The sequence below is a fragment of the Streptomyces sp. NPDC104202 genome, assembly GCF_055584185.1.
This window is the reverse complement of sequence record NZ_JBVJMN010000052.1, coordinates 1-15,638: the sequence shown is the minus strand read 5'-3', so window position 1 is coordinate 15,638 and position 15,638 is coordinate 1. Positions and strand designations below refer to the sequence as shown.

Annotated in this window: 15 protein-coding genes; 9 read left to right on the top strand and 6 right to left on the bottom strand. The window is 72.0% G+C overall.

The window, feature by feature from the left end:
- Positions 1-36 precede the first annotated feature (36 nt).
- Positions 37-522, bottom strand: a complete 486-nt coding sequence (locus ACZ60W_RS27845) for an Asp23/Gls24 family envelope stress response protein (RefSeq protein WP_469758121.1) — start codon at positions 520-522, stop codon at positions 37-39.
- Between the two features lie 207 nt (positions 523-729).
- On the opposite strand from ACZ60W_RS27845, the gene ACZ60W_RS27840 reads away from it, so the two are divergent.
- Genes ACZ60W_RS27840 through ACZ60W_RS27830 form a run of 3 tightly spaced genes read left to right on the top strand, consistent with a single transcriptional unit; the run spans position 730 to position 2,212 of the window.
- Complete coding sequence (locus ACZ60W_RS27840; RefSeq protein WP_469758120.1) at positions 730-1,275, top strand: RNA polymerase sigma factor; 546 nt, start codon at positions 730-732, stop codon at positions 1,273-1,275.
- Positions 1,266-1,886, top strand: a complete 621-nt coding sequence (locus ACZ60W_RS27835) for an Asp23/Gls24 family envelope stress response protein (RefSeq protein ID WP_469758119.1) — start codon at positions 1,266-1,268, stop codon at positions 1,884-1,886. Before ACZ60W_RS27840 ends, ACZ60W_RS27835 begins: the two co-directional genes overlap by 10 nt.
- Positions 1,883-2,212: a hypothetical protein gene (locus ACZ60W_RS27830; protein WP_469758118.1), complete on the top strand. Its 330-nt coding sequence runs from the start codon at positions 1,883-1,885 to the stop codon at positions 2,210-2,212. The genes ACZ60W_RS27835 and ACZ60W_RS27830 overlap by 4 nt, the downstream gene beginning before the upstream one ends.
- A 37-nt stretch (positions 2,213-2,249) precedes the next feature.
- Here ACZ60W_RS27830 and ACZ60W_RS27825 read toward each other — a convergent pair whose 3' ends face one another.
- Both ACZ60W_RS27825 and ACZ60W_RS27820 read right to left on the bottom strand, forming a co-directional pair.
- Complete coding sequence (locus ACZ60W_RS27825; RefSeq protein ID WP_469758157.1) at positions 2,250-2,798, bottom strand: helix-turn-helix domain-containing protein; 549 nt, start codon at positions 2,796-2,798, stop codon at positions 2,250-2,252.
- 260 nt (positions 2,799-3,058) lie between these two features.
- On the bottom strand, positions 3,059-3,709 hold the full coding sequence (locus tag ACZ60W_RS27820) for a TetR/AcrR family transcriptional regulator (protein WP_469758117.1): 651 nt from the start codon (positions 3,707-3,709) through the stop codon (positions 3,059-3,061).
- Between the two features lie 116 nt (positions 3,710-3,825).
- On the opposite strand from ACZ60W_RS27820, the gene ACZ60W_RS27815 reads away from it, so the two are divergent.
- Positions 3,826-4,521 (top strand): hypothetical protein, encoded by a 696-nt coding sequence (locus ACZ60W_RS27815; protein WP_469758116.1) that lies wholly within the window; start codon positions 3,826-3,828, stop codon positions 4,519-4,521.
- Between the two features lie 164 nt (positions 4,522-4,685).
- Here ACZ60W_RS27815 and ACZ60W_RS27810 read toward each other — a convergent pair whose 3' ends face one another.
- Positions 4,686-7,274 (bottom strand): SpoIIE family protein phosphatase, encoded by a 2,589-nt coding sequence (locus tag ACZ60W_RS27810; RefSeq protein ID WP_469758115.1) that lies wholly within the window; start codon positions 7,272-7,274, stop codon positions 4,686-4,688.
- 363 nt (positions 7,275-7,637) lie between these two features.
- On the opposite strand from ACZ60W_RS27810, the gene ACZ60W_RS27805 reads away from it, so the two are divergent.
- Positions 7,638-7,925, top strand: coding sequence for a hypothetical protein (locus tag ACZ60W_RS27805; protein ID WP_469758114.1), 288 nt, complete (start codon positions 7,638-7,640; stop codon positions 7,923-7,925).
- A gap of 14 nt (positions 7,926-7,939) precedes the next feature.
- On the opposite strand, the gene ACZ60W_RS27800 is transcribed toward ACZ60W_RS27805, so the two are convergent.
- Both ACZ60W_RS27800 and ACZ60W_RS27795 read right to left on the bottom strand, forming a co-directional pair.
- Positions 7,940-8,188, bottom strand: a complete 249-nt coding sequence (locus ACZ60W_RS27800; protein WP_469758113.1) for a hypothetical protein — start codon at positions 8,186-8,188, stop codon at positions 7,940-7,942.
- Between the two features lie 32 nt (positions 8,189-8,220).
- Complete coding sequence (locus ACZ60W_RS27795) at positions 8,221-9,057, bottom strand: hypothetical protein (protein WP_469758112.1); 837 nt, start codon at positions 9,055-9,057, stop codon at positions 8,221-8,223.
- Between the two features lie 316 nt (positions 9,058-9,373).
- On the opposite strand from ACZ60W_RS27795, the gene arr reads away from it, so the two are divergent.
- From arr to ACZ60W_RS27775, 4 genes are all read left to right on the top strand, one after another.
- Entirely contained in the window at positions 9,374-9,805 is a 432-nt protein-coding gene (arr, locus tag ACZ60W_RS27790; RefSeq protein WP_469758111.1) for an NAD(+)--rifampin ADP-ribosyltransferase, read from the top strand.
- Between the two features lie 84 nt (positions 9,806-9,889).
- Positions 9,890-11,101: a low temperature requirement protein A gene (locus ACZ60W_RS27785; RefSeq protein ID WP_469758110.1), complete on the top strand. Its 1,212-nt coding sequence runs from the start codon at positions 9,890-9,892 to the stop codon at positions 11,099-11,101.
- A 403-nt stretch (positions 11,102-11,504) separates the two neighbouring features.
- A complete protein-coding gene (locus tag ACZ60W_RS27780; protein WP_469758109.1) occupies positions 11,505-12,683 on the top strand; it encodes an alginate lyase family protein in 1,179 nt (392 codons plus the stop codon).
- A gap of 603 nt (positions 12,684-13,286) precedes the next feature.
- Positions 13,287-15,395, top strand: a complete 2,109-nt coding sequence (locus tag ACZ60W_RS27775) for an RICIN domain-containing protein (RefSeq protein ID WP_469758108.1) — start codon at positions 13,287-13,289, stop codon at positions 15,393-15,395.
- Positions 15,396-15,638 lie beyond the last annotated feature (243 nt).

Below are 15,638 nucleotides of genomic sequence, written 5' to 3'. Positions count from 1 at the left end.
CGACGTCGTCCGTCCCGGCCAGGGGGTGTGGGCCGCTCACGCCACCCGTGCCTCGGTGGCGTCGTCCTCGTCGTCGCCGGGCAGGTGGACGTCGGTGACCGCGATGTTGACCTCCACGACCTCCAGACCGGTGATCCGCTCCACCGCGGCGATCACGTTGTCCCTGACGTCGCGAGCCACGTCCGGGACCGGGACGCCGTACTCCACGACCAGTTCGACGTCGATGGCGGCCTGGCGCTCGCCCACCTCGACCTTCACTCCGCGCCCGACGTTCGGGCGGCCGCCGGGCACCCGGTCGCGGACCGCGCCCAGGGTCCGGGACAGGCCGCCGCCCATGTCGTGGACCCCGGGAATCTCCCGCGCCGCCCTCCCGGCGATCTTCACCACCACGGTGTCCGCGATCGATGTCCTGCCGCGCGTGCCGCCGGGCTCGTCGACCTGTGTGCGGCCCTCCCCGCGCACGGGACCGCCGACGTGGTCCGGGCGGGCCGGGGTCTTCTCCTGCGTTGCCGTTGCCGTCATGACTGCTGCTCCTTCGACGAGCGGTGGGCGTTTCCACTCCTTTGACACCGCGAGTGCGCCATCCGTTACGGACTCCTGGTCGTGAACGGGTGAACGACTGTGCGGATCCCTGTGGCGTAACGAAAGCCGGGCAGGCGGTGTCAAAGCAGTGGAGGCTGGAAGGAGCCCGCGTTGAACGCTCGGTGGGGCCCGAACGGATGCCAGGACATGGCCGAGGCCGACGACCGGCTGTTGGCCGTGCGGGCCGCGGAAGGGGACGAGGAGGCGTTCGAGATGCTGGTCCACCGCCACTCGCCGGCGATGCTGCAGCTCGCCGAGCGCCTGCTGGGCGGTCGAGCCGAGGCCGAGGACGCCGTGCAGGACGCGTTCGTCAGCGCCTGGCGCAGCCTGCCCGAGTACCGGGGAGAGGCCGGCTTCGGCACCTGGCTGTACCGCATCGTCACCAACCGGTGCCTGAACCTGCTGCGGGCCCGCAGGCCCGCGGCCGACCTCGACGCGGTCGCCGAACCGGCCGCACCGGAGTACCAGTCCTCACCCGCCCGAGCCGCCGAGTCGCACGCCGCCGTACGCGACCTCGCGCAGGCCATGAGCCTGCTGTCCGCCGAGCAGAAGGTGTGCTGGGTGCTGCGGGAGATCGAGGGCCGGTCCTACGAGACGATCGCCCAGGCGGTGGGCATCCGGCCCGAGGCGGTCCGCGCACGCGTGTTTCGGGCCCGGCGCATGCTGACGGAGGCGATGGCCGCATGGCGATGAACAACCCCCGGCCCCAGGACGACCCCGACGACGAAGACCTGGAGGTCCTGGCCTGCGGCAGGGACCTGGCCGACGTCTGGGAACGCGCCGACCGGCCCGACACCGACCCGCACACCGCCACCTGCGTCTCCTGCCGGCAGGCCGTGGACGACCTTCGCCGCCTGCGGGCCGCGGCACTTCCCGCCACGCCCGCACCACCCGCCGACATCGACACCACCGCCGTGGTCCGGCGCGTCATGGACGCGGTCCGTCTGGAGCTGCGCCCCGGCCGCAACCTGCCGCTCGGCGAGGTGAGCGAGGACAGCTGGATCTACGAGTCCGTCGCGGCGCGCGTCCTGCGCGCGGCGGCCGAACAGGTGCCCGGCGTACGTGCAGGCAGCTGCCGCATCACCCCGCCCGGCAGCCGCACCCACCCCACACGCGGCCCCTCCACCGTCCACCTCGGCATCACCGTCGTCTACGGACGAGACCTCCCCGACACGACCCGCGCCGTACGTGAGAGCCTGACCCGCGCCGCCCGTCAGCACCTCGGCCTTGCCCTCGGCGACCTGAACGTCACCGTCACCGACCTCCACGAACCCCCCACCCAGCCGCGGGAGTCCAGGCCGTGAACAACGACCGGGCCAAGGCCCTGACCCAGCAGGTCACCGACGCCGTCCTGGCCGTCCCCGGCGTCGCGTGCCTGCGCCCCGGCCTGCGCTCCCTGCTGCACGCCGCCGGCGCGCGACAGCAGCCGGCCGTCGACCGGCAGGATCCGGGCACCGCGGTGCGCATCACCTACGACACGCAAGCCCGGGTCGCAGCCCTCCGCGTCGATGTCGTCGTCCGCGCCCACCACCATGCCGCCCGCACCGCCGACGCCGTACGGGTGGCCGCCGCCGAGGCGGCGGCCACCGCCCCCGGCACCGTGCGCGTGACCGTCACCGGCATCCTGTGACCAGCCGACGGCCCCTCATCGGCGCCGGCCGGCGCGGTCAGACGGGCGGTGGGCAGGTGAGGATCACCCACAGCGCGATCGACCAGACTCCGGCTGCGACGCACAGGAGCCGAAAGCGCCGGATGCGTTCCGGTGCCACGGGATCCGCTCCCGCGCTGCCCGCAGCGACGGGCATCGCCCAGCCCGCTGCGGGCGGTCCCGGGCATGCCGGCCGGGGCGGGACCGCGTGTCGCACGGCGGGCACCACGACATCGGCCGGGGCGGACTCCTGGCGCCGGGTTCCTGTCGTCGGGCGCCGGCCGACGTCCGCGCGGTGTACGCCGGCTCCAGGCCGGGCCCTGTCGCCGTGCTGGGCCAGACCGGCCAGGAACCGCCGGTAGGCCTCCCGGCGACCGCCCCGGGGAGCCGAACGGCCGCGCTCCCAGGAGCGCACCGTCGCCGGGGTCACCCCGAACGCCGCCGCCACCTGCCGAGTCGACAGCCCCCACTGCTCCCGCAGCCTGCGCCGCTCCCCCGGCTCAGGCAGATCGCCTGCCCGACGCCGCGGGACTCGTGCCCCGGGCAGGGCTGCCTGACGCGGGATCATCTGCTGATGCGCTGTAGTCATATACGTGTGACAATCCGTGCGCGTCGCCCGTGACGCGAGGTCAGGGACGATCACCCGTTCGTCGCATCGCCACCGGAACATCCTCGCGGGCGCGTCGCGGTCGACGGTCATCGTGCCCACCGCTCTACCGGCTCCGCACGCATCGACCACGTCATCCCTGCGAGGCCGGGCGGTGTGATGGCCGGGCGATGGTCAGTGCCGGGGGGGCGATGCCCGAGGTGTCACTCCGTGGTGCGTCTTCAGGTCTCGGCGTTCGGGCGCCGGTCAGGGGTGAGGAGGTAGGCGAGGGCCATGTCGCCGAGTTCGTCGGCGTAGGCGCGTCTGGCTGCTTCGCCGGTGGCGGCGTCGGGGCGGAGGGAGTTGTGGAAGCAGGCGCCGAGGAGGGCGCGGGCCGCGGTGTCGAGTGCCTGGTCGGGTTCGGAGCGGCGGATCTGGTCGGTGTAGGGCTGTGCCGCTTCGAGCAGGAGGCGGTGGAGTTCGGTGATGGTGCGGGCACCGCGGTCCAGTGGTCTGGTCCCGCGGGTGCGGAGCAGTTCGGGGAAGAGGCTGTTGTGGTCGGCGAAGGACTGCAGCAGGGCGTGGGCGTAGGCGTCGACGACGCCCGGGAGTGACGGTTCGGCCGTGCGCAGTCGCTCGGCCACGTAGACCTCGCGGCGTTCGAGCATGCGCTCGATCAGGGCGCCGATCAGCTGCTCTTTGTCGTCAAAGCGGCGGTAGATCGTTCCGACGGCGACGCCGGCGCGTCGGGCGACACCCGCGATGGTCAGGTCTTCGAGGCCGGACTCGGAGGCGATCTCCTCGGCCGCCCGCAGGACGCGGGCCAGGGTTGCGGCACTGCGGGCCTGCTGGGGTTCCCGGTAAGCCGCCGGGCGGTCGGGTTCCTCGATCATGTTCCGCATGGTAGCGGCAGCGCCCTGATCTGGGTCTTTGACAGCGGGCGGCCTCGTCGGCGTACCCTCATCATGCGAATGTGAATTCACATTCGCATCTTATCGGAGGTTCGACCATGACCGACAGCCAGACCCGCCGGCCCGTCACCGTGACGCTGGAGGCCGGACCGACCGGCGGAGGGAGCATCGACGACTTCGAGCTCTTCCACGCCCGCCGCGCCGTGGACCGTTTCCGCACGCTGCTGGGCCGCCAGGGACTCCTCGACCTCCTGGCCGGGGACATCGAGGAGGGAAACTCCTTCCTGCGCGAGAGCGCCCTCGCCTCCGACGGCGTCTTCAAGGGAGGCACCACCGTGCTCGCGGCCGAGGGGCTGACCTCGGGCGAGTTCCTGGCCTGGATGGACAGGGCCTTCGCCGGCGACGAGAAGCTCCTCCTCGCGGCGCACCCCGAGCACTACGTGATGGGCACCGATGAGATCGGCGCGCGCGTGGTGGAGAACATCGGCCCGTACGTCGCCTCCTTCTACATGGGCGGCTGGGGCACTGACGCGCTGGACTGGGCCGAGGAAGCGGCCGAGCTCCTCCCCGAGTCGCGGTTCCCGCGCAAGATGTCCTCGAACCTGTTCCTGGCCGACGGCACCGTCGTGGGGCGGGCGCTGATCCAGTTCGGTGACACCGCCGACGGCTTCAGCGCGCACCTGACGGTCTACTTCCCCGTCGCGTGCCCGGACCAGGTCCTGGACCACCACCTGAGGCACTACGCCGTCGAGTTCCGGAACTGGATCGTCGCCGCCGCGGCCGCCCGCGCCTGAAGCGCGGGGTCGGCGGGCACAGTGCCACCGGCGACGGGCCCGCCGGCCCTTGTCCGTACCGCCCCGCCCCTCGCGGCGACGACCGGCCTGACGGCGTGCGCACGCGCGCACGGACGAGGGTCGACCGGCCGCGGCTGTCCTTCCGCCGGCCGTGGCCGCGCGCGTCAGGAGGGATGCTCGCGGTCGGTGGGCAGGATCTGTTCGGCCCAGATGACTTTGCCTTCCGGCGTGTACCGGGTGCCCCAGTGTTCGCTGATCTGTGCCACCAGGAACAGTCCTCGGCCTCCCTCGTCGGTGCTGGCCGCGTACCGCAGGTGCGGGGCGGTGCTACTGCTGTCCCACACCTCGCAGGTCAAGGTGCGGTCGCGCAGCAGACGCAGGTGAACGGGGGCCGCGCCGTACCGTAGGGCGTTGGTGATGAGCTCGCTGAGGATCAGTTCCGTGCTGAAGGCGAGTTCCTCCAGGCCCCACTCCTCGAGCTTCTCGACCGCGCGCCCACGCATGGCGCCGACCTCGCTCGGGTCGAAGGGAACGTCCCACTCGGCGACCTGGCCGGGCTCCAGGGTGCGGGTCCGCGCGACGAGCAGCGCGATGTCGTCGGTCGGCCGGCTGGGGAGCAGGGCGTCGAGCACGGCTCGGCGGCTGTCCTTGGGGTCCCGGTCGGGGTGGCTCAGTGCCGTGCGCAGCATCTCCACGCCCACGGCGATGTCCCGGCTCCGCTCCTCGACCAGCCCGTCGGTGTAGAGGACGAGCTGGCTGCCCTCCGCCAGCCGCACTTCCATGCTCTCGAACGGCATGCCTCCCAGCCCCAGCGGGGGGCCGGCCGGCAGTTCCGAGATCGTCGTCGTGCCGTCCGGGGCGACGACGAGCGGTGGCATGTGTCCGGCCCGCGCCATGACGCAGTCGCGGGAGACCGGGTCGTAGACGGCGTAGAGGCAGGTCGCGCCCAGAACGCCGCCGTCGGGGGCGGTGCTGTCGCCTTCCTCGTCCATGCGCTGGACGAGGTTGTCCAGACGGGCGAGGAGTTCGTCGGGGGGCAGGTCCAGGGAGGAGAAGTTGTGCACGGCGGTACGCAGTCGCCCCATGGTGGCGGCGGCGTGGAGGCCGTGCCCGACGACGTCTCCGACGACGAGCCCGACGCGGCTCCCCGGCAGCGGGATCACGTCGAACCAGTCCCCGCCCACTCCGGACTGGGCGGGCTGGTAGAAGTGCGCGACATCCACGGCACTCTGCTCGGGGAGATCCTGCGGCAGCAGGCTGCGCTGGAGCGTCACGGCGAGATGGTGTTCGCGCGTGTAGCGGCGCGCGTTGTCCATGGTGACCGCGGCGCGGCCGACGAGTTCCTCCGCCAGGGACAGGTCGTCCTCGTCGAACGGTTCGGGTTTCTCCGAGCGCCAGAAGTTGACCACGCCCAGCACCACGCCCCTGGCCTTCAGCGGAGCGGCGATGAGGGAGTGGATCCCGTAGTCGACGATCGCCGAGGTCCGGTGCGGGTCCTGGGCGTGCCAGCCCGGCGCGTCACGGAGGGCGGGTACGAGCTCGACCGAGCCCGAGCCGTAACCGCGGGCCTGTGGCGTGGAGGGCAGGAAGTCGATGAGGCTGCCCAGCGGGTACAGCGGGTGGTCGGAGCGGATGCCGCTGACCGCCGTGCGCCGCATGTCGGCGCCCGGGCCGGGTTCGTCGCCGCTCAGCACCGGGTCGGCGAGGTCGACCGTCACGAAGTCCGCGAACCGGGGGACGGCGACGTCGGCCAGCTCCTGCGCGGTCCGCACCACGTCGAGCGTGGTACCGATGTCGCCTCCGGCGTCGTAGAGCAGCTTGAGCCGTCTGCGGGCCGTCTCCGCACGGCTGCTCAGGAGCTGCATCTCGGTGGAGTCGCGGATGGTGACGGCCGAGCCCTGCGGGCGGCCCCCGGGTCGGGTCGGCCGCTGATTGACGACGAGCAGCCGGTCCCCGGCCTCCAGCACCTCGTCGGTGGCGATCCGGCCGGACAGCAGCAGGTCCGCCATCCGGCGGTCCATGCCGACCTCGTCGACGGGGCGTCCCTCGGCGTCGTCCGGGAGGTCGAGGAGCCTTCCGGCCTCGTCGTTCGCCAGGAGTAGCCGTCCTTCGCCGTCGGTGATCAGGACCCCTTCGCGGACGGCGTGGAGCACCGCGTCGTGATGCTCGTACATGCGGGTCATCTCCTGCGTGCCCAGCCCGTGGGTCTGGCGGCGGAGTCGCCGGCTGATCAGCGCCGTGCCGACGGTGGCCAGCGCCAGGCCGCCGGCGATGGACAGGAGGATGACCGGGAGCTGCCGGTCGGCGATGCCGGCCACGCTCTTCACCGTCAGACCCGCCGAGACGAGGCCGACGACGTCGCCGTCGGGCGCGTCGACCGGCACGACCGCCTGGATCTCCTTGCCGAGCGGCCCCCGCACGCTCTCGGTGTACACCTCGCCGGCCAGCGAGGGTTCGATCGTGCCGACGAACCGCTCGCCGATGCGATCGGGCTGAGGGTGGGTGTAGCGGATGCCGTCGGTGTCCATCACCACGATGAAGTCCACCCCCGCGGCCTTGCGCGTCTCCTCGGTGATCGGCTGCAGAATCGCGGACGGGTCCGGCGCCTTCAGCGCTGCCCGCAGGCCCGGGGACTTCGCGAAGGTCTGCGCCACCGACACCGAGCGGTTGCGCGCCTCCCGGTCGGTGTCGTGCCGCGACTGCAACACCAGGGCGAGCAGGGCCCCGGCGGCCAGCAGGACGACGATCGCCACCTGAAGGACGAAGACCTGCTGGGCGACGCTTCCGTATCTCCTGCCTAGGCTCGACCGCACCGGTACGCCGGACACGAGAGACAAGACGGGCTCACAAAACCAGTTGTAGCACCGCCCCGCGGCCATGTCCTCCGCTGCTCACCGTACGCGTCGGGGCCGCCTCACAGCGTCCCCGCTCCCCGGGCCGCGGGGAGGGCGACCACGCAGGGGCGAGAGCCGCCACGGGCCTCCGCCCACCAGGCGCACCGACCCCGCCTCGCGCGCCCGTCGGCTCTCCCACGCGGCCTGTCGGCACCCTGGCCGCGGGCGTCCGGTGAATCCGCCGGCGGTCGCCGGAGCGCCCGACGGCCCCGTGATGGCCTCATGGACCTCGTCGCACGCGACAAGGCCGGCGTGCCGTGGCACCACCGCGGCACCGGCAGCCTCACCGGCGCACGCTTCACGGCACGGGTGAGGGCCGGCGCCGGATGGGGCGCGTACGACCGGCTCGCCGGTGGCGCCGACGTCACCGGGGACGGACGAGCCGATCTCCTGGCCCGCGACAAGGCGGGGGTCCTGTGGCCGTACCGTGGCACGGGGAACGCGGCCGCACCGCTCGCCACCCGGACCAGGGTCGGCGCCGGCTGGACCAGGTACCACCACATCCTCTGAGGAACGTGGGCGCCTCAGCTGACCCGTCCGGCATCGGCGCCCAGGGTCCTCAGGCGGTTCGGTTCGGCGATGCCGGTGAGCGGCTCCAGAAGGCTCGGCCGGTAGGTTCGGCTCAGCAGGGCGGGGGCGTTTCTGACCGGGTCCGCTTCGCAGAGCAGCGCGAGGACGTGGTCCTGGTACGGCAGGTCCTGTTCTCCCCGGTCACCGACGCGAGCTTCGACACCGTTACACACCGCCGGTGCGCCACCGGCTCCTTGCTGCACCGCGACGGCATGCGGTGGTTACGGGACCAGGGTCAGGTCCCGCTGGGGGTGACGCAGTGGCCGGGGCCGCTCGCGAGGACCCTGGTCTCGTCGTACAGATCGGCCATGGCCACCTGGTGCCCCTGGGCCGCCTGGGCCGCCTTCCATCGCCCCTCGGCGAAGAGCGGGTGCAGACGGCCGTCCTTCGGCGCCGCGCAGTCGTGGTTGGCGACCTCGCTCGCGTAGGCGCCGAGCACGAGCTTCCCGCCCTTCGACGTGACCGTGAACTGACGCCGCACGGCGACCCGCGCCACCTCGGGGGCTCCGGGGACCACTTCGTGCCCCTCCTCCGCCCGCACCAGCGGATAGACGAAGGTGTAGTCGACGCGCACGACCACTTCGCCCGCCGCCGAGACCTTGTAGCTCATCGTGCCCCGCGTCCGCACGCCGCTGTCGGCGGGATACGCCTCCTCGGGGTCGAAGCGGGTGACGAGGTCCTTCCGTACCGCCTCCCCGGCTCCGCGCGGGTCGAGGAGGGCGAGCGCCGCTGTCGGCTCGCCGCCGGTCAGGGTGTCCTCCGAGAGGTTGGTGTCGACCAGGAGGGTCTTGACGTCCTCCAGGACGGCGCTGATGTCCTGCGCGGTGAGGTCACCGGACGGCATGGCCACGGGGACGTAGATCGCGTCGGCGCCCTCCGCCCAGCCGGACGCCGCCGAGTTCCGGAACGGCATGTCGACGGTGTACGGCCACTCCAGCGGCCAGACCTCCTCGTGGAGCACCTCCGCGCCGTACGGCTCGTACGGGGGCCGCTCCCCCGTCGAGTCGGCCAGCCAGAACCCGAACGCCCCGAGGAGCGCCACGCCGGCACCGGCCGTGAGCGCGATCTTCACTCTCCGTGCTCTCCGGTCGAGCCGCAGGGCCTCCTCAAGCGCTGGATCGCTCGCCTGCGCACGCAGCCGAGCGACGTAATCCGCGGGTTCCACCGACATGTCCTGTTCCCTCCCCTGCTCCGCCAGGGTCGACGGCGCGCAGCGGAGCCTCTCATATCGGCGCGCAGGTCGGCATCGTGTATTTCCCCCTGCTGACCAGTGGGTTCTCGGGCACCGGGGAGGGGCGGTGATCGAGCCGTCGGACGGTGGGCATCTCACGCACGGGCGGGGTGTGTGATTTCCTGTCAGCCCCGCACCCCGGCCGAAGGAGTAGCCCGTGCCCAGCGTCGTCCCTGTTCCCTTCGAGGTCTACCAGGCCGGAACGTACCTCCACGGCACGAAGGCGGAGCTCGCCGCAGGAGATCTGCTGGTACCCGGATACGCGTCCAACTACGAGGAAGGACGCGTGTCCCGGAACGTCTACTTCTCCGAGACCCTCGATGCCGCCGTCTGGGGTGCCGAGCTCGCAGCGGGCGACGGGCCGGGGCGGATCTACGTCGTGGAGCCGACCGGCACCGTGGAGGACGACCCCAACGTCACCGACAAGAGGCTCCCGGGGAACCCGACCCGCTCGTACCGCACCGGCGATCCCGTACGCGTCGTGTCGGAACTCGAAGACTGGGTCGGCCACTCCACCGAGCAGATCAAGGCCATGCGAGACAGTCTGGCGGACCTCCGCCGCCGCGGTGCCGCCACGATCTTCGACTAGCGTCCCGCGGGCGGAGCCCCGGCCGTCCGACGCGGGCTGAAGCACGGGCTGAAGTACGGGGTCGGTGCGGCCGATCTGTCAGGTATGGCTTCCGAGAACGCTTCCCCCCGTACGCCTCCCGCCGGGCTTCCCGCCGAGTCAGAGCGACACGCCTCGTGGCTTGAGCTGTTCTTCGATCTGATCGCCGTGGCCGGTGTGGCGCAGCTGTCGCATCTGCTGCACGGCGCCCCGGGCAGGGGTGACCTGGCCTTCTACTGTCTTCTGTTCCTGGCGTTCTGGACGGCGTGGATGTGCTTCACGACGTACGGCAACGTCGCCGCGGAGAAGGTGCACACCCGGACGGTGCTGATCGGCATGTTCGGGCTCGCCGTCATGGCCGCCTCCGTTCCCGGCGTCCGCACGGAGCACGCGCAGGCCTTCGCGCTCGCCTACGTGCTGACGCGGGTCCTGGCGTCCAGGGTCTGGCAGGGCCGGGGGGAGGTCGTCGCGGACTGGCCGATCGCGCAGTTGTCGGTGGGGGTGTTCCCTTGGATCGTGTCCCTGTGGGCCGAGGGGCCGACGCGCTACTGGCTGTGGGCGGCCGGGCTCGCCGTCGACCTGGGGCTCACGTTCGCCCTCTCCCGCAACCGGATCCTGGCCCGGGCCCAGGAGGAGCGGGAGGAGCGCGCGGGTGTGCGCGGGCGTCAGGGCCGGCCGCGGCCGGCGGCCGCGCTCCTCGATCCCCGGCACCTCGACGAGCGGTTGGGGCTGTTCACCCTGATCGTGATCGGCGAGAGCGTCGCGCTGAGCGTGGAGGCGTCCTCGGATGCCGAGTGGACCTCGCGGCTCGCCTCGCTGGCGGTGGGCTCGTTCGTCCTGCTGCTCGCGCTGTGGGCGCTGGCTGTGCGCCGCTCGTGCGGGGTGCCGTTGCTCGGCTTCGGCGTGCTCGCCCCGCGCTTCGCGCTCCCGCTGCACTGTGTGACGACGGCCGCGCTCGGCGCGCTGGCCGCCTCGCTCGGCGGAGCCGTGGAGCATGCCGAGGGACATCTGCCGGCGGGCATGCGGTGGCTCATGTGCGGCAGCGTCGCCGTGTTCCTGTCGGTCGGGCTCGTCGCGGGAGTGGCCTCGGGCCGGGGTGCCCGCTGGGCCGTGGCGGTCGGCGGGCCGGTGGTCGTCGCGCCGATTCTGCTGGGCGCCTTTGCCGGGCGCGGGGCACCGGGCGCCCTGGTGTGGGCCTTGGTGGTGGTGGCTCGTTGGCCCTGGCTGTACGACCGGATGTCGGATCGTCGTCAGGAGCGGCGCTCCGCACCGGAGTGAGCCCGTACCGCACGCGGGGCCGGGAATCGACGACGGCGGCGGACGACACTCCTCGGGGACGCTCGACGAGGTGCGGGGCGGGGCGATAGCGCTGTGCGTGCGGGACCGCCGTACCGCGGGAACGGCCCACCCTCACCGATCCGGTGCGCCCCGCTCGTCAGACTCTGGTTCTGCCGTCGGTTCCCACCGGGTCGCCGGGCGGCGGACCGGGGACTTTCGCGGAACGATCGCCGTGGGGAGCGCGCCTTCCGGTCCCTTCCGGGGCATCACCCCTACGCCGTCAGCCTTCCGGCTCTTCTCTCACCCCTTGACGGAAGGGTGGTCCAGACCTATGGTCTCCGCTCGGCGCACTCGTTCAGCATCGCGCTTCGCGTTCACACACGAGAACGGAAGGCCCCCACCCATGCGCAGAACCGGACTCCTCGCCACCGCCACAGCCCTCCTCGCCGGCGTCGCCCTCTGGCCGTCGGCACCCGGCGCCGAAGCGGCGCCCGCCACCTTCACGCATCCCGGAGTAGTCGTCTCCCGAGGCCAGTTGGACTTCGCCCGGAGCAAGGTGCTCGCCGGCGCCCAGCCCTGGAAGGGCGCCTACGACCAGATGATGTCCGGCAAGTACGCCGACCCGAACCGCACCCCGAAGCCCCGCGCGGTCGTCGAGTGCGGCTCGTATTCCAACCCCAACTACGGCTGCACCGACGAGCGCGAGGACGCGATAGCCGCGTACACCAACGCCCTCGCCTGGTACGTCACCCGGGACGCGCGCTACGCGCAGAAGTCCATCCAGCTCATGGACGCCTGGTCCGCGGTCATCACGGACCACACGAACACCAACGCCCCGCTGCAGACCGCCTGGGCCGGGTCGTCCTGGCCCAAGGCCGCCGAGATCATCAAGTACACGTACACCGGCAGCTGGCCGAACTCGGGCCGGTTCGCGACGATGCTGCGCGACGTCTACCTTCCGAAGGTCATCAACGGCTCTCACTCCAACGGAAACTGGGAACTGTCGATGACGGAGGCCGCCGTGGGCATCTCCGTGTTCCTGGAGGACAGGGCGTCGTACGACAAGGCCATGGCGAAGTTCCGCACGCGCACCGCCGCCTACGTCTACCTCGCCTCGGACGGCGCGCTGCCGAAGACCGTGCCGAGCCAGAACCTCGACACCCGAGACAAGATCGTCGCCTACTGGCAGGGCCAGTCGACGTTCGTCACCGGACTCACCCAGGAGACCTGCCGCGACTTCACCCACACCGGCTACGGCATCTCCGCCATCTCGCACGTAGCGGAGACCAGCCGCATCCAGGGCCAGGACCTGTACGGCACAGATGTCGGCGAACGGCTGCGCCAGGCCCTGGGATTCCAGTCGAAGTACGAACTCGGCACCGCCGCGCCGAGCTGGCTCTGCGGCGGCTCCCTGCACCTGGGGCTCGGGCCGGTCACCGAGACCGGCTACAACGCGCTGCACAACCGCCTCGGCATCGCCATGACCAACACCGAGGCACTCACGCAGCGCAATCGCCCCTCCGGCAGCAACAACCTCTTCGTCGCCTGGGAGACCCTCACCCACGGGGACAACCCCTCCTAGGCCTGTCGTCACCATCCCCTCGTTGCCCGAAGGGCGGCCCTGCGGCGTCTGGTGCGTGCTCTCGGTGTGCCGGGTGGAAGTGCTCGTACGGGACGTACTCGCGCTTTCGCGCGGCGCGGCGAGAGCGCGTGCCAGGCGTCGCGGGGCAGAGGGGATTTTGACGACAGGCCCTAGGGAAGCGCGTCACACGTCGACCCTCCCCGCCGGACGCGAGGGGAGGGCCGACGTCGGCCAGGACGCCGTCACCTCGCCTCCACCCAGGCGGAGTTCCCCTCCCGCGCGGGGCGCACTGGGGGCGCTCACGGGTGGTGATCGAAGGGATTCACGAAGTGAGAAATTAGGTGAATCCTTCACTGAATTTCCGTCAATAGCTTTTGGTGTCTATTTCGATTGCATAACAGGATGAACGGAAAGGACTGGACCAAGGCTCCGCGATGCGCGTAACTGGCTTTATTTTTATGGACATTGAGTGTTCATCAGATACGGCAGCGTAGTTAACGGAATGGATTCTTTGAACGCTCTCCCCTTTGTCCGAATTCTTCACCGGGAGGTTCTGACAGGCTTCCGCGCACCCAGTCTTCTGACCAAAGAGTTGAGGTGTGCATGTCTAGACATAGGAAGCCGAAGGAGACCAAGGCGCGCGGGGCGCGGCCTCGCCGACCCTTCATAGGCGTCACGGCCGCGATGGCACTCGCGGCGGTGGCCGCCGCGGGGATCGCCTACGAGGCGGGACGCGCGGACGTGAGGGGGACTCCGCTCGCACGTCTGGAGACGCCCGTGACCGGCGTGGCCGTTCCCGCGGCGGCGCCGGCCAGGGCCGAGGAGCCCGAGCCGATCAAGAGCAAGCCGGCGAACGAGCCGGCGCGGGGCATGGTGTACGACGGGCTCAAGGTGGCCCCGGAGAAGGACCGCTGCGCGGGCGTCTACTCCACCGCCACCGGTCTGTGCACGCACGGGCCCGACGCACCGCCCAAGGGCGTCGACATCAAGAAGGACACGCCACCGGCGGTCATGTCCGTGGAACCCGCGGCCGATCCCGCCAAGCCGGCCACCCGGCAGCCGGCGCCCCGCACGAGCCAGGCGCCCTCGCAGGACGCTCCCGCCATCGACGCGAAGGCGACGGGCACCTCCCCCGCCGGCCCTTCCACGGCCCCCGCCGCGGGAACAGCCGGGACCGGCACGACCGCCGCCGCGGGACCCGCCGGGCAGACCGTCCAGTGCGACGGGGACGGCGGCACCGGCAACCGGGTCCAGGTCGTGTACGTCCACGGCCCCGGCCGCGACCGGTACTCCGAGTACGTCGCCTCCTTCCGCAAGTGGGCCGCCGACGCCGACCTGATCTACTCCGCCAGCGCCGAGGAGACCGGCGGCGTCCGCCACATCCGGTACGTGACGGCCGCGGACTGCACGCCCACCGTCCTCAACATCGAACTGGCGGACTCCGCGCTGGCCGAGTTCAGCGCCACCAACCGCGCCCTCGCCGCGAAGGGCCTGGACCGCCGCGACCGGAAGTACATGATCTTCGCCGACGCGCAGGTGTACTGCGGCATCGGCACCTTCGCCGGGGACGAGCGGCCGGCCCAGTCCAACCTCAGCAACTTCGGCCCCTCCTACGGGCGTACCGACAGCGGCTGCTGGGGCGGACACACCGCCGCCCACGAACTCGGCCACAACCTCGGCGCGGTCAACAACAGCGCGCCCAACACCAGCCGGGGCGCGCACTGCACGGACGAGTGGGACGTCATGTGCTACTCCGACAGCCCGTACTACCCGCAGATGCGCAACGTCTGCACCAACCGGGCCTCCGACAACATCCTCGACTGCAACCACGACGACTACTTCCACACCAGCCCCAAGCCCGGCAGCTACCTCGCCACGCACTGGAACATCGCCGACAACCAGTTCCTCATGCGGACCAAGGGCGGCGGCAGCGGACCGGGCCCGAACCCCACGCCCACGCCGACTCCCACACCGAGCCCGACTCCCACGCCCACTCCCACCCCGACCGGGCCGCGGCCCGGCACCGGACCCGACGTGACGGTCGGCCAGATCCAGGCCGACTCCGCGGTGGCGAGCTGGCCGCGGGTCGCCACGGCCTCCTGGTACCAGGTGCTCCTCGACGGCAAGCACCTGACCTGGGTGCAGGGCACAGCGCTGCGGATCTACAACCTGCGCCCCGGCACCTCGTACTCCCTCGCCGTCTCCGTCCGCGACGCCCAGGGCCGCGACAGCGGACCGGGCCGCACGACGGCCTTCCGCACCGCAGGCGCCGGCGGCACCACCACGCCCGGTACCCGCTACCTGCTGTCCAATGGCAGCACCGGGCTCAGTGCCCAGCTGTGGGGCGGCCGCAGCGCCGACGGCACGGTACTCGTCGCCGCCCAGAGCAACGGCTACGAACAGCAGCAGTGGTACTTCGACGGCGCGGGCCATGGCCTCGTCCGCCTCCGCTCGGCGGCCTCCGGCAAATGCCTGCAGCCGGGCGGCACCCCCTCACCCGGAATGTGGGTCGCCCAGCAGCCCTGCGCCACCACCTCCTCGGCCCAGCAGTGGCGGATGACGGTCGTCAACGGCGCGGTGACGCTCACCGATCGCAGCGGCGCCTACGCCCTGACCGTCAGCAACCGCCCCTACTACGGCACCTGGCTCCTCGACCTCCAGCGCGTCGACGGACGGCCGGCGCAGACGTGGACGACCCGCAAGGCCGGATAGCCCCTCCGCCCGATCGACCCCGGCCGGTGGGCCGGAGCCGGTGCGCCCGCGCACGCTCCCCCCCCCCACCGCGCCCCCAGGGGGGGGGGGGGGGGGGGGGGGGGGGTGGGGGGGGGGGGGGGGGGGGGGGTGGGGGGGGGGGGGGGTGTGGGGGGGGGGCCCCCCCACCCCCCCCACGCCGAGGAGACGCTGGGCCGGCTGATGGGGGCGATGAAGGGCCCGGGGCGGCAGGTCCACGAGTTC